This window comes from Spirillospora sp. NPDC048824 (genome assembly GCF_043198455.1).
GTDB lineage: Bacteria > Actinomycetota > Actinomycetes > Streptosporangiales > Streptosporangiaceae > Spirillospora.
In genome coordinates, this window is record NZ_JBICUS010000001.1 from 246,661 (window position 1) to 268,182 (window position 21,522).

Here is a 21,522-nt window from a genome sequence, read left to right on the forward strand (position 1 = left end):
ACCTGCGTCGCGGGTGCGGACGTTGCCGGGGGCAGTGGTGTGCGCGACACCCGGCCTGGTGGAGGTGCCGCCGGGCCGGGTGTCGTGGTGCGTCAGAGGCCGAGGGTAACCGGGATGGAGAGCGGGCCGATCGTGAAGAAGGAGGGGGAGTAGGGGACGTCGTCCGGGTCGATGGCGAGGGCGAGGCCGGGCAGCCGCCGGTACAGCGTGCCGAGCGCCAGGCGTCCCTCCAGGCGGGCCAGCGACGCGCCGATGCAGTAGCGGGGACCGTGGCCGAAGCTGAGGCGCGTGTTCTGCTCACGGGTGATGTCGAACTGGTCCGCGGTCTCGCCGTGCTCGGCCGGGTCGATGCCGGTCACCTGGTAGACGACGCCGACCGCCTGGCCCTTGGGGATGTCGACGCCGGCGACGGTCACGTCCTGCGCGGTGAAGCGCCAGCTGGTCATCATCACCGAGTGGCGGTGGCGCAGGGTCTCCTCGACCACGTCGTCCCACCGGTCCTCGGCCTTGGCCAGCGCCAGCTGGTCGGGGTGCTGGGCCAGCGCCAGGATGGCGTGGCCGAGCATGTGGACGGTCGTCTCGTGGCCGGCGACGAGCATCAGCCACAGCACGCCGACCAGTTCCTCGGTGGTGAGCCGGTCCTCTTCGTCGTGCGCCTGCACCAGGCCGGACGTGAGGTCGTCGCCGGGGTTCTTCCGCGTACGGTCCACCATGGCGTGCAGGTACGCCTGCAAGGCCTTCTGCGTCGCGAAAGCCTCCTCCGGCGGCGTCGTGTGCGCCAGCAGGGAGGCCGTCCAGTCGCGCATCTGGGTCCGGTCCGCGGCGGGCACGCCGAACAGCTCACAGATGACCCCCATCGGCAGCGCCTCGGTGAAGGCCGGGACCAGATCGACGCCGTCGCCTGCGGCGATCACGTCGTCGAGCAGGTCGTCCACGATCTGCTGGACGCGCGGCTCCATCGCCTGGACCCGCGCGGGGGTGAAGGCCTTCCCGATCAGGCCGCGCAGCCGCCGGTGGTCGTCGCCGTCCTTGGTGGACAGGTGGCCTCCCTGGACGACGGCGCGCAGCGGCCAGTCCTCGGGGATCGTCCCGTCGTACAGGGCGGGCCAGTTCTCGGGCTCGCGCAGGAAGGTTCTGTTGTCTCCGGAGAGGATCTCCTTCACGGCCTCGTGGGTCAGCGCCAGGTAGGCGGCGACGCCTCCTGGGAACTCCACTTCGACCACGGGGGCGATGTCGCGCAGCCGGACGCAGGTGTCGAGCGGCTTCTCGTCCGCGGCGGGGAAGGCGGGCAGGGTCATTGGCATGTGATCCTTGCTGGATGCGGGGGATGGGGACGACGGGACTACGCCCGCGGCGCGGGAGCGGATGCGTCCAGCGCCTGGACGTCTTCTTGGTGAGGACGTGCTCGACCATGGTGATCAGCACTTGCTTGGCCGAGGCGCGGCACTAGCGCGCCCCCGTCCTGCCCGGGGTCGGGAGACAGGGGCAGCAGGAACCGGACGTCGAGACCGCCCGACGGTGCGGCGGTGATCTCGACCCGGCCCTTCATGGCGGTCATCACCGTGTCGGCGATGTACAGCCCCATCCCGCTCCCGGGCCGGTCCCGCACCGTGCTCGACCGGTAGTACGGCTCGCGAGCCAGTTCGTGCTCCCCGGGCGCGAGGCCCGGGCCCTCGTCCATGATGCTGATCACACCGGACGAGCCCTGCCGGCTCATCGTGATGTCGATCTTCCCGTCGGGCGCGTACTTCTGGGCGTTACCGAGCACGAGAAGCAGGCACTGCCGCAGCCGCAACGGGTCGCCCTGCACGGTCAGTCCGCACTGCGCCGTGACCACCGCGCGCTGCGCCACCGACGGGACGCTGCGCAGGGTCCGGCGCAGCAGCGGCTCCAGTTCGACGGGGCGCACGGTCGTCGCGGGCGGCGCGGTCGGGTCCGGTCCGACGACGTGCACGAGGTCGGCGATGATGCGGTGCATCATCTCCTCGGAGTCCAGGATCGCCCCGAGCGAGGCCGCCACGGTCTCGTCGTCGGGCAGGACCTCCTCGAGCAACTGGCCGTGCCCCCGGATCGCGGTCAGCGGGCCGTGCAGTTCATGATGCGCCGACGTCAGGAGCAGGTGCCGCGTGTACTCCACCTGCCGTTGCGCCGACTCGTCCACGAACACCGCGGTCAGCAGGCCGGGGGCCGCGGTCTCCGGCGCAGCCGAGCACGACACCCCGATCCACGACGAGCGCCCCCCGGGGGTGGTCAGCCGGACGCTTCCGCGCAGCCCGGGGGCCAGACCCACGGCTCCCTCCTCGCCGGTCAGGGTGAACAGGTCCTCGGGGCGCCGGCCGAGGGCGCCGTTCGCGGTCACGCCCACCAGCTGCGCCATCGCGACGTTCCAGACGATGATCGAGCCTTCCCCGTCCAGGGCGAGGACGGCGACGTCCGTATCGTCGACGACCGCGCTGAGCCTGGACCGCTCCGCCTCGGCGCGGTGAGCGGCATACGCCTCGTCCCGGAGCGTGCCCAGCGCGCGCGCCGCCCTGTTCACCGCGCGGCCCAGCACTCCGGTGGTCGTCCAGGCGGCCAGGTGCCGGCCGCCCAGGCGGGTCCAGCCGAGCAGCAGATAGCCGGCGTCGAGCCCGTCAGGGGTGCGAATCGGGATGTGCACCCCGACCCGCCAGCCATTCGGGAGCATGACCCGCGGGATGCACCCGGCCGTCCGGTGGGAGAGGCGCTTGAAGCGCTCATGGGCATAGGGCGTTCTGGTGCGGAGGGCCTCGACGTCGGCGGACGCTTCGGTCCACACCTCTCCGCCGGGCAGCGTGATGTACAGCCACAGCTCGTCGGAACCGAGGATCCACCGCAGGTCGCCGGTGAGCGACACCAGGTCCTCGCCGGTCACCCGGTGCGCCGCTCCCAGGTGCGGCAGTTCGAGCAGTCGCTCCGCGATGCGCAGCGCCTTCGACCGGGCGGTCAGGACGCCTGCGCACAGCAGGACGGCGCCGACCGAAGCCAGGGCGAGCAACCCCAAGAGCGCCTGTTCCGAGCCCATCGCCTTCAGCACCAGCATCGCGGACGTGCCGACGGCCACCGCCCAGGCCAGCGAGACCGTGGCAGGTGCGGTCTGCTCGGACCGGCACGTCATGATATCGATCAGCATGGTGACGGCACGGCCAGGGCCCGGACCACGCGTCTGTCAGGGTGCCGTAGGACGATTGCTGTCACTGAAGTCATAGCGGGGAACGCGGGAAGTCCTGTTGTCACGGAAATGCCCCCTTTTGACACGCCCCGCCGACGGCTCTCTGCCAGCGGGTCGATCACCGAGTATCGTCGGTCGAGGTTCATCCGGGACAGGGCTGCTCGAGGTTCTGCCCCGAACCGGAAGTCAGGTGTCACGAAAACCGAAGTCCGGCCGGGCCGGCATGCCAGCCGGGACCGGCCGCAGGGGAGCTCAGTCAATGGCGACGAGCGGGGCAACAGTGAAGGGAGGCCCATGAGGTATCACTCCTGGACCACCGACAGCACCGCGGACTACCGCGATGTCTCCGACAGCATCCTGCCGATGGACCATCGTTTCCGGCCCGGGGACTGGCACGCCGACCTCACCGTCCAGGAAAGCGGCGGCTACCGGCTGCTGCACTGGGACCAGGTCGGCGACCGGATCGCCACCCGCACGCCTTCGCACCTCCGGAGGTTCCCGGGCGACGAGCACTACTGGGTCGTGGCGCCGCGGCGCGGCGTCTACACCGTCAGCCGCGGGGAGGGCCAGACGCGGACCCTGCCGGGGCAGGTCTCCGTGATGGGCCTGGACGAGTCCTGCGTGCTCTTTGTCCCGCAGTCCGAGGCGTACGCGATCCAGGTGCCGCGCCCGGAGATCGACAGCCACGTGAAGTCGCGCGACACGCTGTGCCTCGTCCTCGATCTGAACACCGGTCTGGGCCGGATCCTCAGCGCGCTGATCGAGAGCAGCCACGCCGAACGGGACAACCTGTCCGACCTGGAATTCCATGCGGTGTGCAATCGGATCAGCGAGCTGTTCTGCATGGTCGTACTCAAGGACAGGCAACCGTCGGAAGGCCACCTCGCCCAGGTCGCCCAGGTCGTCCGGCAGTACGTGCGGCAGCGGATCGGCTCCGGCAAACTGCCGCTCGAAAGCGTGGCGCACGAGCTCGGCTGGTCGCCGCGCCAGCTGCGCAACGCCCTCAACCAGGTCGGCACCACCTATCGCGACCTGCGTCATGAGGAGACGCTGCGCGCCGCCCGGGACCTCCTCCAGGACACGGCCTCGGCCGAGCTGGGCATCGGCGAGATCGCCGCCCGCGTCGGCCTCACGCCCGCCTGGTTCTCCTCGGCCTTCAAGAGCCGCTACGGCGAGATGCCGCGCGAGTTCCGTCGCCGCAGACTCGCCGAAGGCTCCGACCGCGCCCAGGGCCCGCCGCCCGGTTCCCCGTAGGTCCCGGCGGTCGATCGCGGTTCGGGCCCGGGCCGGGGCAGGTGCCTGATTTCGGCCCCCATAGGATGATCTCGTGGCACGGGTGCTCGTGGTCGATGACGACCCGCGACTGGTGAAAGTGGTCGCGAGCCTGTTGTGGAAGCGGAACCACCAGGTCGAGTTCGTGCCCAACGGGAAGCTGGCCCGCCAGGTCCTGCGCGGGGGCGACATCGACATCGTCCTGCTGGACGTGAACCTGCCCGACGTCAACGGCATCTCCCTGCTGCACCAGCTCCGCGAGGAGGGCGACACCACTCCGGTCATCTTGCTGACGGTCCGCACCGAGGTGCAGGACCAGGCGCTCGGGCTGCGGCTCGGCGGTGACGACTACATCGTGAAGCCCTTCAACCCCGAGTTGCTGCTCGCCCGGATCCAGGCCGTGCTGCGGCGCAGCGCGCGGGGCGCCGCCGGGCGCCCCGCGCGCCGGCAGAGCGAGCAACTGGAGATCCCGCCCGTCGTCATCGACCTCGCCGCACGGCAGGTGCTCCGGGACGGGGTCCCCGTGCGCCTGACCCCGCTGGAGTACGCCGTCCTGGAGGTCCTGGCGACCAACCGCGGGAGAGCGGTGTCCAGGGAGGAGCTCATGCAGAGCGTGTGGGGCACCGGCCGGGGCGCCTCCCGCACGCTCACCGAGCACGTCTCCCGGCTGCGCCGCAAACTCGGTGACGGTCTGATCTCCACCCAGAGCGGCTACGGGTACCTCATCCCGGGTCCCGGAGAGTCCACGACCACCGACCGTTGAGCGGGCGGACGAGGGTGCGCACCAGAACGGCAATGCGCGAGCACCAACGATCCAACGAGCGATCCCCGCGAGATCAACTTTTTGTCAACGAGTGCGCGGCATGCCGGCCGCCGCGGGCGTTCGCAGCGTGAATCGCTGACCTGCGAATTCGCGGGGCCGCCGGCGCGGTGAACGGGCACCGTCCGGGTGGCGGGCCGTCCAGTGGGGTGCGGAAACCGCGGAAACAAGTCAACGATGGTCTCCTGACAGGTCTTGTTTCGGTCATGGTCGCGTCGGAGGGGTTCTGTGCCACGAACTGGAGAGGTTGATGGACAACGCGCAGCCAGCCGACGAGAAGCGTGCCGCCGCGGACGAGTTCCGCGCCCGCAACGACGCTCTCTTCGCGCGCCGCAAGGAGCTCCACGGCCAGATCATGGAGTTGCGGGCACGGATCGACGCGGGTTCCGGTGACACGTCGGCGGAGGTCGCGTTGCGCAAGGCCGAGCGCGACTTCGACGACCTCACCTACGAGATCCTGACCGCCAACTACGGGCTCGTCCGCCAGTACGTCGCCATGTTCACGACCAGGTCCGTCGAGCACAGCGAGGACTTCGAGAGCGCCGGCAAGGTGGGGTTGCTCTGGGCCATCTCCTCCTACGATCCGGCGCGTGGGTCGTTCTCGAGCTGGGCTTTCAAGCCGATCCAGCGGGAGGTGCTGCGGGCGGTCCGGGACGCCGACCACGCCAACCTCACCCTCGGCGACTTCGAGAAGCGGCCGGCCATCCTCGCGGCGGAGCGCGGGTTCATCGAGGAGCGCGGTGCCGACACTCCGGTGGACTACGCCGACATCGCCGGACGGGCCGGGGTGACCGAGGCGCAGGTCCGCCGGGTCCTGGCCCCGGCCCGGCTGGAGAGCCTGCAGTCGCCGCGCAGGGGGCAGGACGAGGACGTCGTCGCCTGGGAGGACCGGCTGACCGACCCGTCCCTGAACCTGGAGGAGGAGGTGCTGGTCCGCTTCCACCTCCGCGCTCTCCTCACCGAGGGGCTGCCGCGCCTCGACGCCCGTGAGCGGTACGTGCTGGCGCGGCGGTTCGGCCTGGACGGCGGCCGGGAGCAGTCGCTCCGCATCCTCGGTGAGCAGCTCGGGTTGTCCCGTGAGGGCGTCCGGCAGATCCAGCAGAAGGCGTTGGCCAAGCTCAAGGGGCCCGTCGCGGGCACGGTGTGAGCGTGCCGCCGGCGCAGGAGGGCGCCGGCGAGGTCTTTGACGCGGGGGCGCGACCCGGGAAGATCCGGGGGATCGACGATGGTTGACAAGGTCACGAAGGCATCGTTGTACGATCCGTGTCCGCTCGTTCTGACTCACCGTGCGCGCGCAGGGCGAACTTCGGGGGACGAACTCCGGTCGCGGGCTTGCCGATCCGCGCGCACACGGACGTTAGAGGGAGAGGGCTCGCGCCATCGGAGCGAGGTGGATCAGCGACGCTGGGACGCGCAGGTTGCGGATGAGAGGAACAAGACGGTGTCAACGATTCCGAGGTATCTCGGTCTGGAGCCTCGGCTCGTCAGCGCGACGGTGACCCCGAACGCCGCATCCTGCGGGCGGGCGGCACTCCGCCCCGCCGCCCCCGAGTCGCCGACCGGTCGCACGTGTTGAGGTACGCGGGGCCGGCGCTTCCGGTCCTCGTGCACGCGCGTACGGGCTCCCCGCCGACCGGAGTCGAGGACCTGGAGTGCGGTGACGGATCGCCCCCGGACCGGGACGCGCTCGTCGCGGCGGGCCAGGCGCTGACGTGGCAGTCCCCGTTCACGCTTGGATCGGTCCTGGCGGTGCCGCTGACACGGGCGTCCGCCGTGACGTTCGACCATCCCGAGCTGGCGGGGGTGGACCGGTGGCACGACCGGTTCCTCCGGGGGTTCGCCCACCGGATGGCGATCGAGCTCACCATCGCCTCGGTGACGGCGGAACTGGTCGGTGAGACGGCCGAAGCGCAGCCGGGCGAGGACGTGCGGATGCTCGGCTCGGCGATCACGGGCCTCGGTCAGCTCCTCAAGGACCTGGGGGTCGTGCGCCGCCCCGAGGAGTGCAAGAGCATGATCGTGGCCGACACGATGCGCACCCATGACGTGCTGCTCGGCGGGCTGGGCTCCCAGGAGGTGTCGCTACGGCGGCGCGGGGCGTTCGCGGTGCACACCGTGCGCTCGGTGCCCCAGCGCCCCGAGCGCTGCGACCTGGACGTGGCGCGGGCGCAGGTCGGCCTGCCGTGGCCGACCCGGGTCGGCGGCGGGATCGGCGAGGACCTCGGGCTGGCGCGCTGGCGGACGACCATGCAGGCGCTCGGCCACCAGGTGTGGTCCCGGCTGGAGGAGCGGGACGCCCTCGTCACGGAGTTGTGGCTGCGCGATCTCGCCGAGGCGCCGGGATGAGGTACCCGTAGCCGCTGCGGGTGACGATCAGGTCGTCGCCGAGCTTGCGGCGCAGCCGGGAGATGTGCTCGGAGAGCGTCCGGGACACGCCGCGGCTGGTGCCCCACACGCGCAGCATGAACTCCTCCTTCGACACCGCCCGGCCGCGGTTGATCGCCAGGAACTCCAGCAGGGCGTACTCCAGCGGCGCGAGCTGCACCGCGGCCCCGTCCCTGGTCACCTGCCGCCGGGCGAAGTCGATGAGCACGGAATCGATCTTCATCGTGCCGCCGCGCGCGTCCTCGGCCCCCGGCGCCGCGCCCGCCGCGCTGCGCCGCAGCACGGCCTCGATGCGGGCGAGCAGCACCTCGGAGTTGAACGGCTTCGGGACGTAGTCGTCCCCGCCGAGTTGCAGCCCGAGCGCCTGGTCCTGCGCCTCCGAGCGGACGGTCAGCAGGATGACCGGGGTGGTGTCGTCCTCCTCGCGCAAGTGGAGGATCAGCGACATGCCGTTGATGTCGGGAAGGTTGACGTCCAGCAGGACGATGTCGACGTCGCCGCGGCGCAGCACCCGGCGGGCCAGTTCGCCGTTGGGCGCCGACTCGACCTGATGGCCGTGCCTGCGCAGTTGGCTGGTGACGACCTTGACCAGCCGCGGATCGTCATCGACGACGAGTACTCGTGCCACGTGTCAATGGTATATCCGACGAAGACTCCAAGATCGATTCATCGTCAAGTGAGTGGTGGAGCCGTCCCGCTTGCGATGCTGCCGACCGTGAGCGGACGCGGCCGGAGGCCCGTGCCCGGATACTGGTAGGCTCTCCGGCCGTACGGGTCGGACGGTGCCGGGCGGTGGAGCAGCAGGTGCGGGTGCTGATCGTCGAGGACTCCAGGGTCGGTGAGCTGCTCCGCGTGATCCTGAAGCGCGAGGGTTACGATCCGGTCGTCACCGAATGCGGCGAGGACGGCTGGACGGAGCTCAACGACCCCTGCCGCCCCGAGCTGCTCATCCTGGACCGCATGCTCCCCGACATGGACGGCGCCGATCTGCTGGCCCGCATGCGCCTCGACTCCCGCACCGCGCAGGTGCCGGTACTGGTGCTGACGGCGGCCGTGCAGGCGTCCGGCGACCTCGACGACGGCGTCCGGACGCGCGTGCTCGGCAAGCCCTTCGAGCTCAGTGAGCTGAAGCAAGTCATCTCCGCGCTCACCGAGCACTGATCGCGGCGAGGGCCGCGCCCGCCGGGCCACCACCGGGCGGTTCAGCCGCTCCGCTTGACGCGGTGGGTGCAGACCGGCTTGGCCTGGGCGACCCGGTCGACGTCCACGACGGCGACGACGGTCAGGCAGTAGTCCACGCCCGGGTTCAGCGCGGTGACCTCGACCCTGGCGGTCCCCGGCGGTGTGCTGGCCAGAGTCGTGGGCGGACGTCCCGTCGGCCCGCCGACCACGTAGTGCGAGGCCCGGCCCGCGCTGCGGTCCTGCCAGGTGACCTGGATCGAGATCCGGCCGTCCACGATCCGCAGCGCGCCGGGCGTGTACTGCTTGACCGGGCGCACCGCCGTCGGGGCGGACGAGGGGACCTCGGGGGACTTGGACGCGGGAGGCGGAGCGGCTTGCGAGGACTGCGGCTTCGCCGACTCCGACGGCTGCGCCGCCTTCGCCGGTGAGGGCTCCGGTGAGGACCCGGCCTGGGTGCGTCCTTCGTCCGCCCAGTCCCCGCCTATCAGGCCGGCCGCACCGATTCCCACCGCGATGACCACGACCACCACCAGGGCCATCAGCACGCTCCTTCGGCCGCTTCGGCCGCGATCGCGGGGATGTGGAGCCGGGGATGCCGGCATGGTCTGGGGCCAGACGGCCTGGTCGGGCTCCGGCGGAGGTTGAGTCCAGATCTCGGGCTCGGGCGCCGCCTGCGGGGGCCAGACGGCCTGGTCCGGTTCCGGTGCGGGCTGTGTCCAGGTCTCGGGCTCGGGCGCGGGCTGAGCCCAGGTCTCGGGTTCCGGCTCTGGTGGCGCCTCCTCCCATGCGGGCTCCAGCAGCTGTTCCATCACGGTGGGCGGTGCGGCGGCAGGGTGCGCGCTCTCCTCAAGCGCATCGGTGAACTCCGGCGCGCCGTACCCGGGTGGGGTCTCCAGGGGTTCCCGAGCGTCCCGGACCACCGGGAACTCCCGGACGTGGAACTCCTGGACCTGGACCTCCTCGACCTCCTCGACCTCCTGGGACTCCCATGGTTCCGGAGGAGGCTCGGGATGCAGGTCGGGCGCGGTCTCCTGGCCGGGTGGTGCGGGGCTCGCCGGCCGGGCGACGCCGAGGGCGGCCAGCAGGTCCGACAGGCTCATCGGCCGCGCGCTAGTGACCACGTCCTCGACGAACCGGTCGCCGCGTTCGCTGAAGTAGCCGTGGACGAGCACGGTGAACCCGCTGGCCGCCAGCCCGTTGGCCAGGTCGGGGACCCGGGTCTCGGGGAGGTCCTCGTCGAAGCCCGGCGTGAACAGGAACGCGGCCGGTGGCCGCACCCTGCCGCTCCTGGAGAGCTCCCGCAACTCGGTCGCGGAGGCGACGTCGAACACGGCCGGGAACCGCCGCGTCTCGCGCAGCTTTTGTGACAGGCCAACGTCGCCCGTCACGACAAGGTTCGGCGCGGTAGTCATCACGTTGTCCTCGGCGCTCTGGTGATCGGCCGGACCGACCTCGGCCCGTGCTTCTCGCTTGTAGGGACAGTGCGGGTAGTAGAGACAGTGCGGGCAAGTGACGATATGGCCATTCCGGATCGGCGGCTTACCCGATCGCCACAGGATTCGGTCGTGCGCATCGCGGGTTCCTCCGGACAGTCAGTCGTGGAACCTCTGGTGCGATGTGACGACGCGGGGTGAATCGCGGGTGGGAACTGAAGAGGCGCCTCCGCAAGAGCGGAAGGCGGCCGGGCTGAAGGCCCGGGTGCGCGTCGGTGGCTGGGGCGCGGCCGTCCTGGTCACCGTGGCGCTGGCGGCGACGCTGCTCGGCAGCGGCCGCATCGGTTACGCCCTCGAGGCCTCCGACGGCAGCGCCTGGCTGTGGAGCCGCATGACGGGCGAGGCGGCGCTGGTCGACCCCGGCAACGGCCAGGTGCAGGGACGCCGCGAGGTGCCCGGCGCCCGTGGCCACCGGGTCAAGGTAACCCAGGACGACCAGCACCTGCTCATCCACGATCTGGAGACCGGGCGCGTGTCCTCGCTCGACCTGAGCGGCCTCGGGCTGTCGGGTCGGCTGGACGTCGGTACCCGCGGCGACCCCCACCTGGTGCTGAGCGCCACCGCCGCCGCCCTGGTCGAGCGCACCACTGGCGCGGTGCGGGCGCTGGACCCCGCCACGCTGCGCCCCGTGGGTCCCGTCCTGCGACTGCCGGGGCCGCTGGTCGGCGGCGAGTTCGACGGTGCCGGACGGCTGTGGATGGCGGTGCCCGCACAGGGGACCGTCGTCGCGTTGAAGGTCTCCGCCGAGGGCGCCGAGGTCGCCGTGACCAAGGAGGCCGCCGAGCCCGGACACGACCTCGCGGTGACCGTGCTCGACCAGGGCGCGCTGGTGATCGACCGCAGCGGGCGCGACCTCGTGGTCGCGACCGGCGACGACGTCCGGCGGCTCACGGCGCCGGTCCCGCTCGCGGGCGCGATGGTGCCCGAGCGCACCCACGGCGCCCTGGCCGCGATCACCGTTCCCGGCGCCGGCTCGGTCGTCACGCTCGAAAACGTGGGCGAGGGCGGCGAGGTCGGGTCGTTCCCGCTGCGCGCCCCCGTTCAGGAACCCGCCGTGCCGTTCGCCGGCAAGGTGTACGTGCCCGTCCGGGAGACCGGCCAGGTCGAGGTGTTCGACCAGGCCGGCCGCCAGACCGGCGTGCTGAACATGCCGTCCGGACGCGGCGATCTGGAGCTGCAGGTTCGCGAGAACAACCTGTTCATCAACGCGCCGGGAAGCCCGGACGCGCAGGTCGTCGGCCCCGACGGCCGGGCCCGCCCGGTCGGCAAGTACCCGACCGGGCCGGGGAAGGGCAGCGACCGCCCGGTCGCGCCGGGCGGCGGCGAGGACAGCCCGCCGCCGATTCCGGCGCCGACCATCGACCCGATCTTCCCGAACCCGGCCCAGGCGCCCGTCGAGCCGCCCACCGGGCCGGACCCGGTGACGCCCACGACACCGCGCTCGCCCCGGACGACCGCCCCGCCGCAGAGCCGGGAACCGGAGACGCCCGCCACACGCTCTCCGTCGACGGCACCGGCGCCGGGGCCGTCGACCACGCGGCCGTCTACGAAGCCGTCCACCACGAGGCCCTCCACCAGCCCCACCACGACCAAGCCCTCCACTCCCCCGCCGAGCACCCCCAAGCCGAAGCCGAAGCCGCCCGTCACCCGCAACCCGTACACGCCGCAGCAGGTCTGCAACTCCGGTTCGGGCGGCAACTACGTCGTTCAGCGGTCGATCTCGTTCACCGGCGGGCGGGTCTACCAGCTCTACAGTGCCAGCACCAAGAAGAACTGCGCGGTCACGATGAAGACCGCGAACGTCGGCAAGGGCACGAGTGTCTTCGTCCGACTGGTGGAGCAGAAGGGCGGCGAGGTCGGCAGCGACTCCGGCACGTTCAAGTACTACGCCGGTCCGGTGTACGTGTCGGCGTCAGGCGTCTGCGTCCGCGTCTCCGGTGGCGCGTCCGGCGCCAGCGCCTCGAGCGGCTGGGGCAACTGCGGCTGACATGAGGAAGGACCGAACGTGAGCACCACTGTGGCCGAGGCCGGCGCGATCAACGGCGAGGACGCGATGCTGGCCGCCGACGCCTTCGCGCGGATGGCGGCGGGCGTCGGCAGGGTCGCGCACTGCGCCCCCGCGACGGTGCGGCTGATCCTCACCGCGTTCGCCACGGGCGGGCACGTCCTGCTGGAGGACCTGCCCGGCATGGGCAAGACCACGCTGGCCCGCGCGCTGGCGGCGGTGACCGGCGGGTCGGTCCGCCGCGTGCAGTGCACCCCCGACCTGCTGCCGTCCGACATCACCGGTGTGACGATCTTCAACGAGCGGACCCGGGAGTTCGAGTTCCACCCCGGCCCCGTCTTCGCCAACGTCCTCATCGTGGACGAGATCAACCGGACCTCGCCCAAGACGCAGTCGGCCCTGCTGGAGGTCATGCAGGAGCGGCAGGTCACCGTGGACGGGACCGCGCACCCGGTGCCCCGGCCGTTCCTGGTGGTCGCCACGCAGAACCCCGTCGACCTGGAGGGCACGTTCCCGCTCCCGGAGGCCCAGCTCGACCGGTTCCTGATGCGGCTGTCGCTGGGGTACCCGGGGGAGGAGGCCGAGCTGTCGCTGATGCGCAACGCGGCCCCGGCCGCTCCGGAGACCCTGGACCCGGTGCTGGACGGCTCGGAGGTGGCGCGCCTGAACGCCGTCGCCGAACAGGTCATCTTCGCCGACCCGGTGTACGACTACGTTCTGCGGCTGGCCCAGCGGACCCGCCGGCACACGCGGCTGCGGGCGGGGGTGTCGATGCGCGCGTCCATCGCCTTGTGCCGGGCGGCGCGCATGTACGCGCTGGCCGACGGCCGCGTGTACGTCACCCCGGACGACGTCAGGGCCCTGGTCGGGCCCGTGTGGGGGCACCGGCTGGTACCGCTGTCGGGCATCGCCACCGCGGAGGAGAGCGCCGTGCTGCTGGACGAGGTCCTGGCCGAGGTACCGGTACCGGGGCCGCACGAGAACCGGCGCTAGACCGATGGCAGGCGGCACGACTCGGCTCACCCGGCGCGGCTGGGGGCTGATCGCCTCCGGGGCCGTCCTCGCGGGCGGCGGCCTCGGCCTGGGCTACCTGGCGCCGGGCGCGCTGGGCGCGCTCGTGTTCCCCACCGTCGGCCTCGCCATGGCGCTGGCCAGGCCGCCCCGCCCGGCGCGGGTGCGCCGCCGTGTCACGGCCACGCGGGTGCGCGCCGGCGAGTCCGTCACCGTCATCGTCGAATCGGACGGCCCCGGCGAGGGACGCGTGACCGCCGCCGAACGCGTCACCGGGCCGGCCGGGACGCTCGTCCTCCCGCTCGGCCCGGCCCGCGCCCGGATCCGCTACGAGCTGTCCGCGCAGCGGCGGGGCTTCCTCGACGTCGGCCCGCTCGACCTCGTCCGCACCGACCCGCTGGGCCTCGCACGGGCCGCCCGGACGGTCGGCGACGAGACCGTGCGGCTCCTCGTGCATCCCCGCCACCACGAGCTCACCGTCCTGCCCGCGGCCGGCGGCGGCGGCCGGGACACCTCCTCGGCGGCGACCCGGGCGACCGAGGGCTCCTTCGCGGGGCTGCGCGAGCTCGCGCCCGGCGACGACGTCCGCCGGATCCACTGGCGCACCTCGGCCCGCCGCGGGCGCCTGATGGTGCGCGAGAACGCCGACTCCGCCCGGCCCGGCGTCACCGTGCTCGTCGACGACCGCCACGGCCGGGCGGAGCTGGACGCCCTCGCCGAGGCGGCGGCCTCGATCGTGGTGTCCGGCCCGGACCTCCCGGTCGAGCTGCGCCTGGCGGGCGGCGGGTACTCGCCCCCGTCCGCCGGCGTCACCGCCCACCTGGACCTGCTCGCCGAGGCGACGTCCCGCCCCGACGCCGACTTCACCGCCGCCTGCGCGCGGCTGCGCGCGGGCAGCGGCCGCGCGGTCGTCCTGCTGTCCGGCCGGGCCGCCCCCGCGGACACCGCCGCCGCGATGGACGCCCTCGCCACGCGGCGCGTCCTGTCGCTGGTCGCGCTGGTGGGCCCCGCGTCCGGCGCGCAGCCGCTCGCCGCGCCTCCCGGCGTGCGGCTGCTGCAGGCGGACACAGCGGAGGCCTTCGCCGCCGGCTGGAACCGGAGCCGCTGGTGGACGCGGTGAACCGGGGACGGGCCCTGCTCGCCGCCGCCGCGGTGACCCTGGCCGCGGCGGCATCGTCACCGCTCCTCGCCGCCGGGTACGAGCGGCCGGCACCGGTGGCGGCCGTGCTGGCCGGCACCGCGATCGCGGCGGTGGCCGTCACGTCGGCGGCGCACCGGCTGCTGCGCGGGCTCGGACCCATCGCGGTGCTCGCCGGGCTCCCCGTGGCCGCCGCCGGGCTCGTGGTGGTGGCCGCCCTGGCCCCCGGGCCGGTGCGGGAGCCGGTGCCCGGGGCGGTGGACGCACTGCTGCACTCGGGGGCCCGCATCCTGACCACGGCGCCGCACCCCCCGGCGACCGTGGACCTGCTGGCGTTCCCCCTGCTGGCGGTCTGGCTCGCCGGAGCGATCGCGACCGTGCTGCGCCGCGACGGCCGCGTCCTGCCCGCGCTGCTGCCCGGCGCGGTGCTCCTGGCCGGGGCCGCCGCGCTCAACCCGGAGACGGCCGGCGCCGGGTACTGGTCGGCGGCGCTGCTGGCCGGCGCCGCCGCGCTGGTGCTGGCCTCCGCCCCGCCCGACGCCCCCGACTCCGCCGCTGCGGGGTTCACGGTCCGGGTACGGGCCCCGGAGACGGCGCGCGCGCGGCGGCGGCCCCTTCCGCGAGTCGCCGCGGCGGGGACGGCGGTGGCCTGCGCCGTGGCCCTTCCAGGGATCGGCGCGGCGGTCGCCGCACCCGGCATGCTGGAGGGCTGGCCGGTACGGGCGTCCGATCCGCGCAGGCAGGGCGAGCTCCCCGACAAGCCGCGCGAGGTCCGCAACCCGATGGCCTACCTGTCGGAATGGTCGGCCGCGCCCGATCTGCCGCTGATGACGGTGTCGGGCGGGCGGACGCCGCTGCGCTGGGTCGCGCTCGCGGAGTTCACCGGAACGATGTGGATTCCCGACGCCACCTACACCCCGGCGGGCCCGACCCTGCCGCCCGCCGAGGCGGTACCGCCGCGGACGACCCGGAGCACGGTTCAGGTGAAGGTCCAGAACCTGCCCGGCGACTGGCTGCCGGTCCCCGGCATCCCCACCCGGGTGGACGGGATGGCGGTCGGCCACGACGCGGGCTCCGGCACGCTGCTGTCCCTGAACGGCCCGGTGGCGGGGCACTCGTACACGGCGACCGGGACCGTCCCCGACTGGACCGGATGGCGCGGCACCGACGCGATGGCCGCCTCCGGAACCGGTTTCGAGCGCTACCTGCGCCTCCCGCCCGGTGCCCCGGCCCGCCTGGACGAGATCGCGCGGAAGGCGGCCGGCGACGGCGGCCCGCACCAGCGGGCGTCCCGGATCGCCGAGTACCTGCGCGACTCCTACACCTTCCGGCCGGGCGTCCCGGGCGGGCACGGCTACGCCAGGCTCGGCAAGCTGCTGGTCCCGCCGGGCCGCCGCGGCGGCGGCGCCACCTCCGAGCAGTTCGCCGGCGCGTTCGCGGTCCTCGCCCGGGCCGCCGGACTGCCGAGCCGGGTGGTGGTCGGGTTCGGACCTGCCCGCGACGGCACGACGGTCCGCAGCGGCGACGCGGTGGCCTGGGGCGAGATCTACTACGAGGGCGTGGGCTGGGTCTCCTACGACCCCAACCCGCGCAAGCGCTCGGCCGCGTCCCCGGCACCGCGGCCGGGAGACCGGACGACGGACGACGGCACCTACCGCGACGACGACGCCGGCGACCAGGCGGGCACCGGCGCACGCGGCGGCGAGGCGCCGCCGGGAGACGGCGGAGGGTACGCCGTCCTGGCCGTCCCGCCGCTGGTCCTGCTCCTGCTCTTCCTGACGATGGTGCCGCTGCTGCGGCTGCGCGGCCTGCGCAGATCGCGGCGGGGCACGGCGCGCGAGCGGATCCTGGCCGCCTGGACGGAGCTCCTGGTGGCGATGCGGCTCGCGGGTCTCACCCTGCCCGCGTCCGCCACCACGGCCGACGTGTCGGCGCTCCTCGCGGCACGGCTGCCGGGAACCGAGCCCGGACCGCTGCGGCGGCTGGGCGCGCGGGTGGACGCGGCGGGCTTCGGCGGCCCGGTCACCCCGGACGACGCCGCGTTCGCCGCCGCGCAGGTCGGCGCCCTGGCGGCGGGCCTGCGGCGCTCCAGCTCACCGGTCCGCCGCCTGGCATGGTGGTCGGACCCGCGCGCACCCCTCTGGTCGGCCCGGCCGTCCCGCCTGACGCGGCGGGCGCGGACGGGCCGGGGGAAGTGAGCCGGCGCGCGCTCACGGTATCTGGCTGACCTCGCCCGGGTTCGCGGACGGCCCGGAGACCGCGAGCCTGATCGCCGCCCGGACGCGCGTCGCGGGATTGGCGATCAGCGCGCCCACCTGGCCCTCGGTCGCCATGTCCTCGGCCAGCGCGCCGGGGCGGACACCGACCACGTAGTCGGCCTCCATCGGGGACGCCGCGGTGACGCAGCCGGCGGGCAGCGTCACGTACGGGCCGAGGAAGACCCGGCTGCCCGCCGGTATCAGGGAGGCGAGCGCACGCACCACGATCCGCGCGGCGGGACCGGTCACGGTCACCGTGCGCATGTGCCGCAGCGCCATCGCGACCTGCGAGAGCTGGTCTTCGGTGAGGACGCCGGCGGCGAGGAGCCAGTCCGCGCTGGCCACCTGCGCCGGGGTGCGGCTCACGACCACGGCATCGCCGACCCGTGCCACGACGGCGCCCTGCGTGCCCTGATTCGTCCGGAAAGCCTCCACAGCACGCTGAGCTGTGCCGAGGTCCGGGAATCCGACGACCCGGTGCATGCCGTTCCGGCCGCAGACGGTCACCTCGGTGCCGTGGACGTGCACCTCGTCGACGCTCTCGTCCCGCCACAGCTCGCCGAGCAGGTGGCAGCCGCTGAGCACGTCGTGGACGCGGCCCGCCATGGCCTCGTCCCCGCCGGTGTGCCGGGCGAGGGCCTCCGTCCAGATCTCGAAGAGCCGCGGCTCGAGCGAACGGGCGATCTCCTCGGCGGCGACCCAGTCCGGGGGCGCCTGCGGGCCCTCCGGCTCCGCCACCGCCTCGGCCGCCCGCGCGGCGACCGGCCGGATCGGCTGCGGCGCTTCCCGCTCGTCCTGCTCCATCCGCTCCTCCTGCTCCACCGGCTTCAGCGACACGTCCTGCTCCACCCGCTCCTCCTGCTCCACCGGCTTCACCGACTCGTCCTGCTCCACCCGCTCCTCCTGCTCCACCGGCTTCACCGACTCGTCCTGCTCCACCCGCTCCTCCGGTCCCGGCGTGCTGCCCGGCGCCGGGAACTCCACCGTGGCATGCCGGGTGACCCGCGGCGAAGGACGGGAAGGTTCCTTCTCCGAGGACCGGTCGCCCGCCTCCTCCGCAGGCGGTCCGGGCCGCTCGGCCGGTCGCGGGGAACGGTCGCGGGGGCGCCCGGCGACGAGCTTGTCCCGGCTGTCCGGCAGGGGCGGCGCCTTGCCGGTCTCTGGTTCAGTGCCGAGGGCCGCCCAGAAGTCCGTCCCCTTGACGGAAGTGTCGTCCGCTGCCATACCGATTTCCTCTCCCGAGGAGCTTCACGCCGCGTCCGCGACCTCTCGAAACGCGACGTCCTCCACCTCCGACTGTGCGGACGAGCACGCTCGCCGCCAGCCACCGGCGCGGAAAGCGGCAGTTGAGCGGGCCGTATCGCGGCCGCGCGAAATTTCTCGCCCGCCGCGGTTGACGATCACGTGTAAGCGCGGACGGTTCACCGCATGGCAGAGGTGTGCTCGGAACGGTGCTCGCCTCGTCGGCTCGGTCCCGACCGGCGAGCGGTCCCTTCGGAGAGGGGGCTCATCAATCATGCAAGTGGCGGACGCGGCGCAGTGGACGGCCGCTCCCGAGGGCCCGCCGAACGCGGTCGCCGACGCTCCCGGGCAGGGTGACGTCCAGGTCGGCCGGTTCCACGCGCGGGCGGTCACACCCGCCCGGCTGGCACCGCCGCCGACGAGCTCGCTGGGGCTCGCCGGGTACAGCGGCCCCGGCCCCGCCCTCTGGATCTCCTCATGCCACGGGGGAGCCGGCGCCTCCACGCTGGCCGCGCTCATCCCCTTCGGCAGGAGCACCGGACGGTACTGGCCGGCTCCCGAACCGCCCGGGCAGGCCCGGGTGATTCTCGTGGCGCGCACCCACGCCGTCGGCCTCCGCGCGGCCCAGGCCGCCGCCGGGCAGTGGGCCGCGGGTGTACTGCCGAACGTGCGGCTGCTGGGGCTGGTGGCCATCGCCGATGCCCCCGGAAAACTGCCGAAGCCCCTGAAGGACCTGCTGCGCCTCATTTCCGGAGGCGTACCGCAGGTCTGGGAGCTTCCCTGGGTCGAGGCCCTGCGCCTCGGCGACCCCCCGGAGCAGGTCAGACTGCCGTCCGCATACGCGCGGCTGGCTCAAGACCTCAATCGCATCATCTCGGAGGACGCACATGCTTGACGTGATGATCTCGCTGACGGCCGATCTGGCGCACCATGTGGTCGCTCTGGCTCCTGTCCCCAAGCCCGACGAATCTACCGCCCCGCCGGGAGCCGATCAGTTTGAGATAATCCTCGGCTGGGCCAAGTGGGGCGCCTTTTTCTGTTGCGTGGCGGGGTTCATGCTCGTCGGTGCCAGAATGGGAATCCAGCACAAGAGAGGTGAGGGAGGGGGGCACATAGCGAGTTTGGCCATCGTGTCATTCGCCTGCGCCATCATCGGTTCTGCAGTCGTCATCGTCGAGAAGTTCGCCACGACCACGTGATGACTGGATACTTCGGTCCCGCGCGTGTGGCCCGCTCCCGAAGCCCGGTGCGTCGATGCGTATCCGGTCTGCCTGCTGTGATCTTCGGGCTGGGCATCATCCTGTGCGCGATCGGCCTTCCTCATGCTTCCGTTCCGGAGCAGGCTCGCCTGGTCTACGGCGGTCCCGCCCCGGAACGATGGACGCAGCCGGCCGGTCAGTTCTCCCCCGGCCCGGTACGGCTCGCGGTTGAAGCCGCCCCTGCCGTTCTGGGATCTCAGCGGGTCGCCGTCGGCCTTGCGGCGGCGAAGGCTCCCGTGGACTGGGATGAGACGGACGAGATCAAGACCGTGGACGGCGACCCCGGCGGCAAGCTGCAATGGCATCCCGCCAGCGGCCGGGTGAGAGTGTGCGATGTCGAGGGTGACGGCAAGGACGTGCGCGGCTACGTGACGAGAGGGGGGAAAGTAGTCGCCACCATGCGCGCGGGTGAAAAAGGCAAGTGTGATGAGCCCGACTCGGGATACAAGCTGGCCCTGATCGTGAAATATGGCCTCAAGGTCTGCCTGGGCTCGGACGAGGGGGTGGGGTATTGCAACACCAGCGACACCACCAAGTGGCCCGATGCGGACCGGCAAGAAGATTACTGCAAGGACAATTTTTCCGGCGCGGAACTCGTCAAATGCCAAGGCGGAGACAGTCCTTGCGACAAGATCAAGGGTCCGGCGAAAGAGTATTGTCAACGCGGTACGGGTGAACGGAAGTACGAGAATGTGTTTCCCAGCGGCAAGCCGTGGATAAAGCCACCCCCTCCGGGAGGCTCCAAAAAGTCCATCAATGACAGGCCCGAGGAGGAGCTCGAGCTAAGAGGGCACGCGGAGAATGCCTCGGAAGTCGCCGAGCCGTTGCGAGTCTTGAACGGCTGGCTGGTCTGGTTCGCGCTGGGCGCGTGCATGCTCGGATTCATGCTGGTCGGCGGCAATATGGCGCTCAAGCACAAGAGGGGCGAGGTCGGCGCTCATGCCGCCAACCTGGGCTGGGTGCTGCTCGCGTGCCTGATAGCCGGCTCCGGATTGGTGATGGGTCTTATCTCCCTCCTGTTCGAGCCGCTCTGAACGGAAATATGCCTCACCCAGGTCAGGCGTTTTTCTGATGGTATTTTGCCACCGTGCGGAGGCCTGATGATCGAGGACATACTCGACTCAATTCTTTCCTGGTTCACCGAGCAAATCCTGCTCGCCGCGATGGATTCTTTCCAGATGCAGATGAGCTGGTGGATCGGTGAATCCTACAGCCAGAACTTCGCCGATCGCAAAGGGGCGGGCGGTGTTCTTTATTTTCTGCGCGTGCATACCAACTGGCTGACCTCGCTCATGGCGTTCGCCGGGTTCATCTTCGCAGCATTCAGGGCTGCTATACAGCGCAAGGGCGAACCTTTTCGAGCGGCGTTCTCGCAATTTTTCGAGTTGGCCATAATTGTCCTCATGCTTGCCACGGTGGTGCAACTGGCGTCGATTGCGGGCGACAGATACTCCTCGTGGATTCTGTGGGAAGCCGCGCCGAAAGATAGCAATTGGACCAAAAAATGGAACGAGGAGCTCGGTCCCCACCAGCAGGCCGGCACCATCTTCCTCCTTGCCATTTTCGGTGTCTTTTTGACGATCTCGTCACTCATTCAATGGGGGCTGATGCTCTTTCGGTCCGCCGCAATGGTGGTTCTGGTGGGAATCATCCCCGTATTTGCCGCATCGCGGTACACTTCATATGGGGAGCGCGCCTACAAAATGGCTATGGGCTACCTGATCTCCTGGTGGGCGTACGGCCCGATCGCTGCGACGGGCGCGGCCGCGGGCCAGCGACTAATGGCTTCCGATTACCAGGCAGACCGATTCGCCGGCATGGCCTTGATCATCGGAATGGTGTTCGCCCTACCGGCGGTCTTCTCTGCAATCATGCCCGCGGTCAGAGAGGACAACAATTCCTTCAGCCCGCGCCAGGTCGGCCACTTCTTGTTCGGGGGCACCGCTGTGAACGTCGGCAAGCTGAACGGCGTCTGGTCTGGCGCGACGGGCTATATCAACAAGCGCTTGACCCCGGAGGGAAACCCGAGCGGTCCGAGGGGCAACCCGAGCGGTCCGAGGGGCAACCCGAACGGTCCGAACGGCAACCCGAACGGTCCGAACGGCAACCCGAACGGTCCGAACGGCAACCCGAACGGTCCGAACGGCAACCCGAACGGTCCGAGGAGCAACCCGAACGGTCCGAGGGGCAACCCGAACGTTCCGAACGGCACCCCGCCGAACGGTTCGAAGGGCCACCCGCCGAACGGTCCGAGCGGCACCCTGTCG

At 71.9% G+C, this 21,522-nt stretch carries 18 protein-coding genes; 13 read left to right on the plus strand and 5 right to left on the minus strand.

Annotation, left to right across the window (positions count from 1 at the left end; genetic code table 11):
- Positions 1-92 precede the first annotated feature (92 nt).
- The gene (locus ACGFIS_RS01130) at positions 93-1,298 is read right to left on the minus strand and encodes a cytochrome P450 (RefSeq protein WP_392968899.1); all 1,206 of its coding nucleotides are present in this window, start codon (positions 1,296-1,298) and stop codon (positions 93-95) included.
- A gap of 44 nt (positions 1,299-1,342) precedes the next feature.
- A complete protein-coding gene (locus tag ACGFIS_RS01135; protein WP_392968902.1) occupies positions 1,343-3,151 on the minus strand; it encodes an ATP-binding protein in 1,809 nt (602 codons plus the stop codon).
- 333 nt (positions 3,152-3,484) lie between these two features.
- Here ACGFIS_RS01135 and ACGFIS_RS01140 point away from each other — a divergent pair, with 333 nt between their 5' ends.
- The 4 genes from ACGFIS_RS01140 to ACGFIS_RS01155 all read left to right on the plus strand — a co-directional run bounded on the left by ACGFIS_RS01140 (position 3,485) and on the right by ACGFIS_RS01155 (position 7,628).
- A complete protein-coding gene (locus ACGFIS_RS01140) occupies positions 3,485-4,444 on the plus strand; it encodes a helix-turn-helix domain-containing protein (RefSeq protein WP_392968905.1) in 960 nt (319 codons plus the stop codon).
- 73 nt (positions 4,445-4,517) lie between these two features.
- The gene (locus tag ACGFIS_RS01145; RefSeq protein WP_392907218.1) at positions 4,518-5,225 is read left to right on the plus strand and encodes a response regulator transcription factor; all 708 of its coding nucleotides are present in this window, start codon (positions 4,518-4,520) and stop codon (positions 5,223-5,225) included.
- Between the two features lie 307 nt (positions 5,226-5,532).
- A complete protein-coding gene (locus tag ACGFIS_RS01150) occupies positions 5,533-6,429 on the plus strand; it encodes a sigma-70 family RNA polymerase sigma factor (RefSeq protein WP_392907216.1) in 897 nt (298 codons plus the stop codon).
- A 458-nt stretch (positions 6,430-6,887) separates the two neighbouring features.
- A complete protein-coding gene (locus tag ACGFIS_RS01155) occupies positions 6,888-7,628 on the plus strand; it encodes a hypothetical protein (RefSeq protein ID WP_392907214.1) in 741 nt (246 codons plus the stop codon).
- On the opposite strand, the gene ACGFIS_RS01160 is transcribed toward ACGFIS_RS01155, so the two are convergent.
- The gene (locus ACGFIS_RS01160) at positions 7,585-8,295 is read right to left on the minus strand and encodes a response regulator transcription factor (RefSeq protein WP_392968908.1); all 711 of its coding nucleotides are present in this window, start codon (positions 8,293-8,295) and stop codon (positions 7,585-7,587) included. The two genes, ACGFIS_RS01155 and ACGFIS_RS01160, sit on opposite strands and share 44 nt — an antisense overlap.
- Before the next feature lie 164 nt (positions 8,296-8,459).
- On the opposite strand from ACGFIS_RS01160, the gene ACGFIS_RS01165 reads away from it, so the two are divergent.
- Positions 8,460-8,828, plus strand: a complete 369-nt coding sequence (locus ACGFIS_RS01165) for a response regulator transcription factor (RefSeq protein WP_392907209.1) — start codon at positions 8,460-8,462, stop codon at positions 8,826-8,828.
- Between the two features lie 41 nt (positions 8,829-8,869).
- Here ACGFIS_RS01165 and ACGFIS_RS01170 read toward each other — a convergent pair whose 3' ends face one another.
- Positions 8,870-10,261: a hypothetical protein gene (locus tag ACGFIS_RS01170; RefSeq protein WP_392968911.1), complete on the minus strand. Its 1,392-nt coding sequence runs from the start codon at positions 10,259-10,261 to the stop codon at positions 8,870-8,872.
- 229 nt (positions 10,262-10,490) lie between these two features.
- On the opposite strand from ACGFIS_RS01170, the gene ACGFIS_RS01175 reads away from it, so the two are divergent.
- From ACGFIS_RS01175 to ACGFIS_RS01190, 4 genes are read left to right on the plus strand one after another with little or no spacing between them, the layout of a single operon-like run.
- Positions 10,491-12,329 (plus strand): hypothetical protein, encoded by a 1,839-nt coding sequence (locus ACGFIS_RS01175; protein ID WP_392968914.1) that lies wholly within the window; start codon positions 10,491-10,493, stop codon positions 12,327-12,329.
- A gap of 18 nt (positions 12,330-12,347) precedes the next feature.
- Positions 12,348-13,340, plus strand: coding sequence for an AAA family ATPase (locus tag ACGFIS_RS01180; RefSeq protein ID WP_392968917.1), 993 nt, complete (start codon positions 12,348-12,350; stop codon positions 13,338-13,340).
- A 4-nt stretch (positions 13,341-13,344) separates the two neighbouring features.
- Positions 13,345-14,478: a DUF58 domain-containing protein gene (locus tag ACGFIS_RS01185; protein ID WP_392968920.1), complete on the plus strand. Its 1,134-nt coding sequence runs from the start codon at positions 13,345-13,347 to the stop codon at positions 14,476-14,478.
- On the plus strand, positions 14,466-16,694 hold the full coding sequence (locus ACGFIS_RS01190) for a DUF3488 and transglutaminase-like domain-containing protein (protein ID WP_392968923.1): 2,229 nt from the start codon (positions 14,466-14,468) through the stop codon (positions 16,692-16,694). The genes ACGFIS_RS01185 and ACGFIS_RS01190 overlap by 13 nt, the downstream gene beginning before the upstream one ends.
- A 12-nt stretch (positions 16,695-16,706) precedes the next feature.
- On the opposite strand, the gene ACGFIS_RS01195 is transcribed toward ACGFIS_RS01190, so the two are convergent.
- Positions 16,707-17,978: a DNA-directed RNA polymerase I subunit RPA34 gene (locus tag ACGFIS_RS01195; protein WP_392968926.1), complete on the minus strand. Its 1,272-nt coding sequence runs from the start codon at positions 17,976-17,978 to the stop codon at positions 16,707-16,709.
- Between the two features lie 292 nt (positions 17,979-18,270).
- On the opposite strand from ACGFIS_RS01195, the gene ACGFIS_RS01200 reads away from it, so the two are divergent.
- The 4 genes from ACGFIS_RS01200 to ACGFIS_RS01215 form a co-directional block, all read left to right on the plus strand.
- Positions 18,271-18,891: a DUF6668 family protein gene (locus tag ACGFIS_RS01200; protein ID WP_392968929.1), complete on the plus strand. Its 621-nt coding sequence runs from the start codon at positions 18,271-18,273 to the stop codon at positions 18,889-18,891.
- A complete protein-coding gene (locus tag ACGFIS_RS01205; protein ID WP_392907187.1) occupies positions 18,884-19,195 on the plus strand; it encodes a hypothetical protein in 312 nt (103 codons plus the stop codon). Before ACGFIS_RS01200 ends, ACGFIS_RS01205 begins: the two co-directional genes overlap by 8 nt.
- A 77-nt stretch (positions 19,196-19,272) precedes the next feature.
- Positions 19,273-20,289 (plus strand): hypothetical protein, encoded by a 1,017-nt coding sequence (locus ACGFIS_RS01210; RefSeq protein WP_392907184.1) that lies wholly within the window; start codon positions 19,273-19,275, stop codon positions 20,287-20,289.
- Between the two features lie 66 nt (positions 20,290-20,355).
- On the plus strand, positions 20,356-21,522 hold a 1,167-nt coding region (locus tag ACGFIS_RS01215), incomplete at its 3' end, for a hypothetical protein (RefSeq protein ID WP_392968932.1).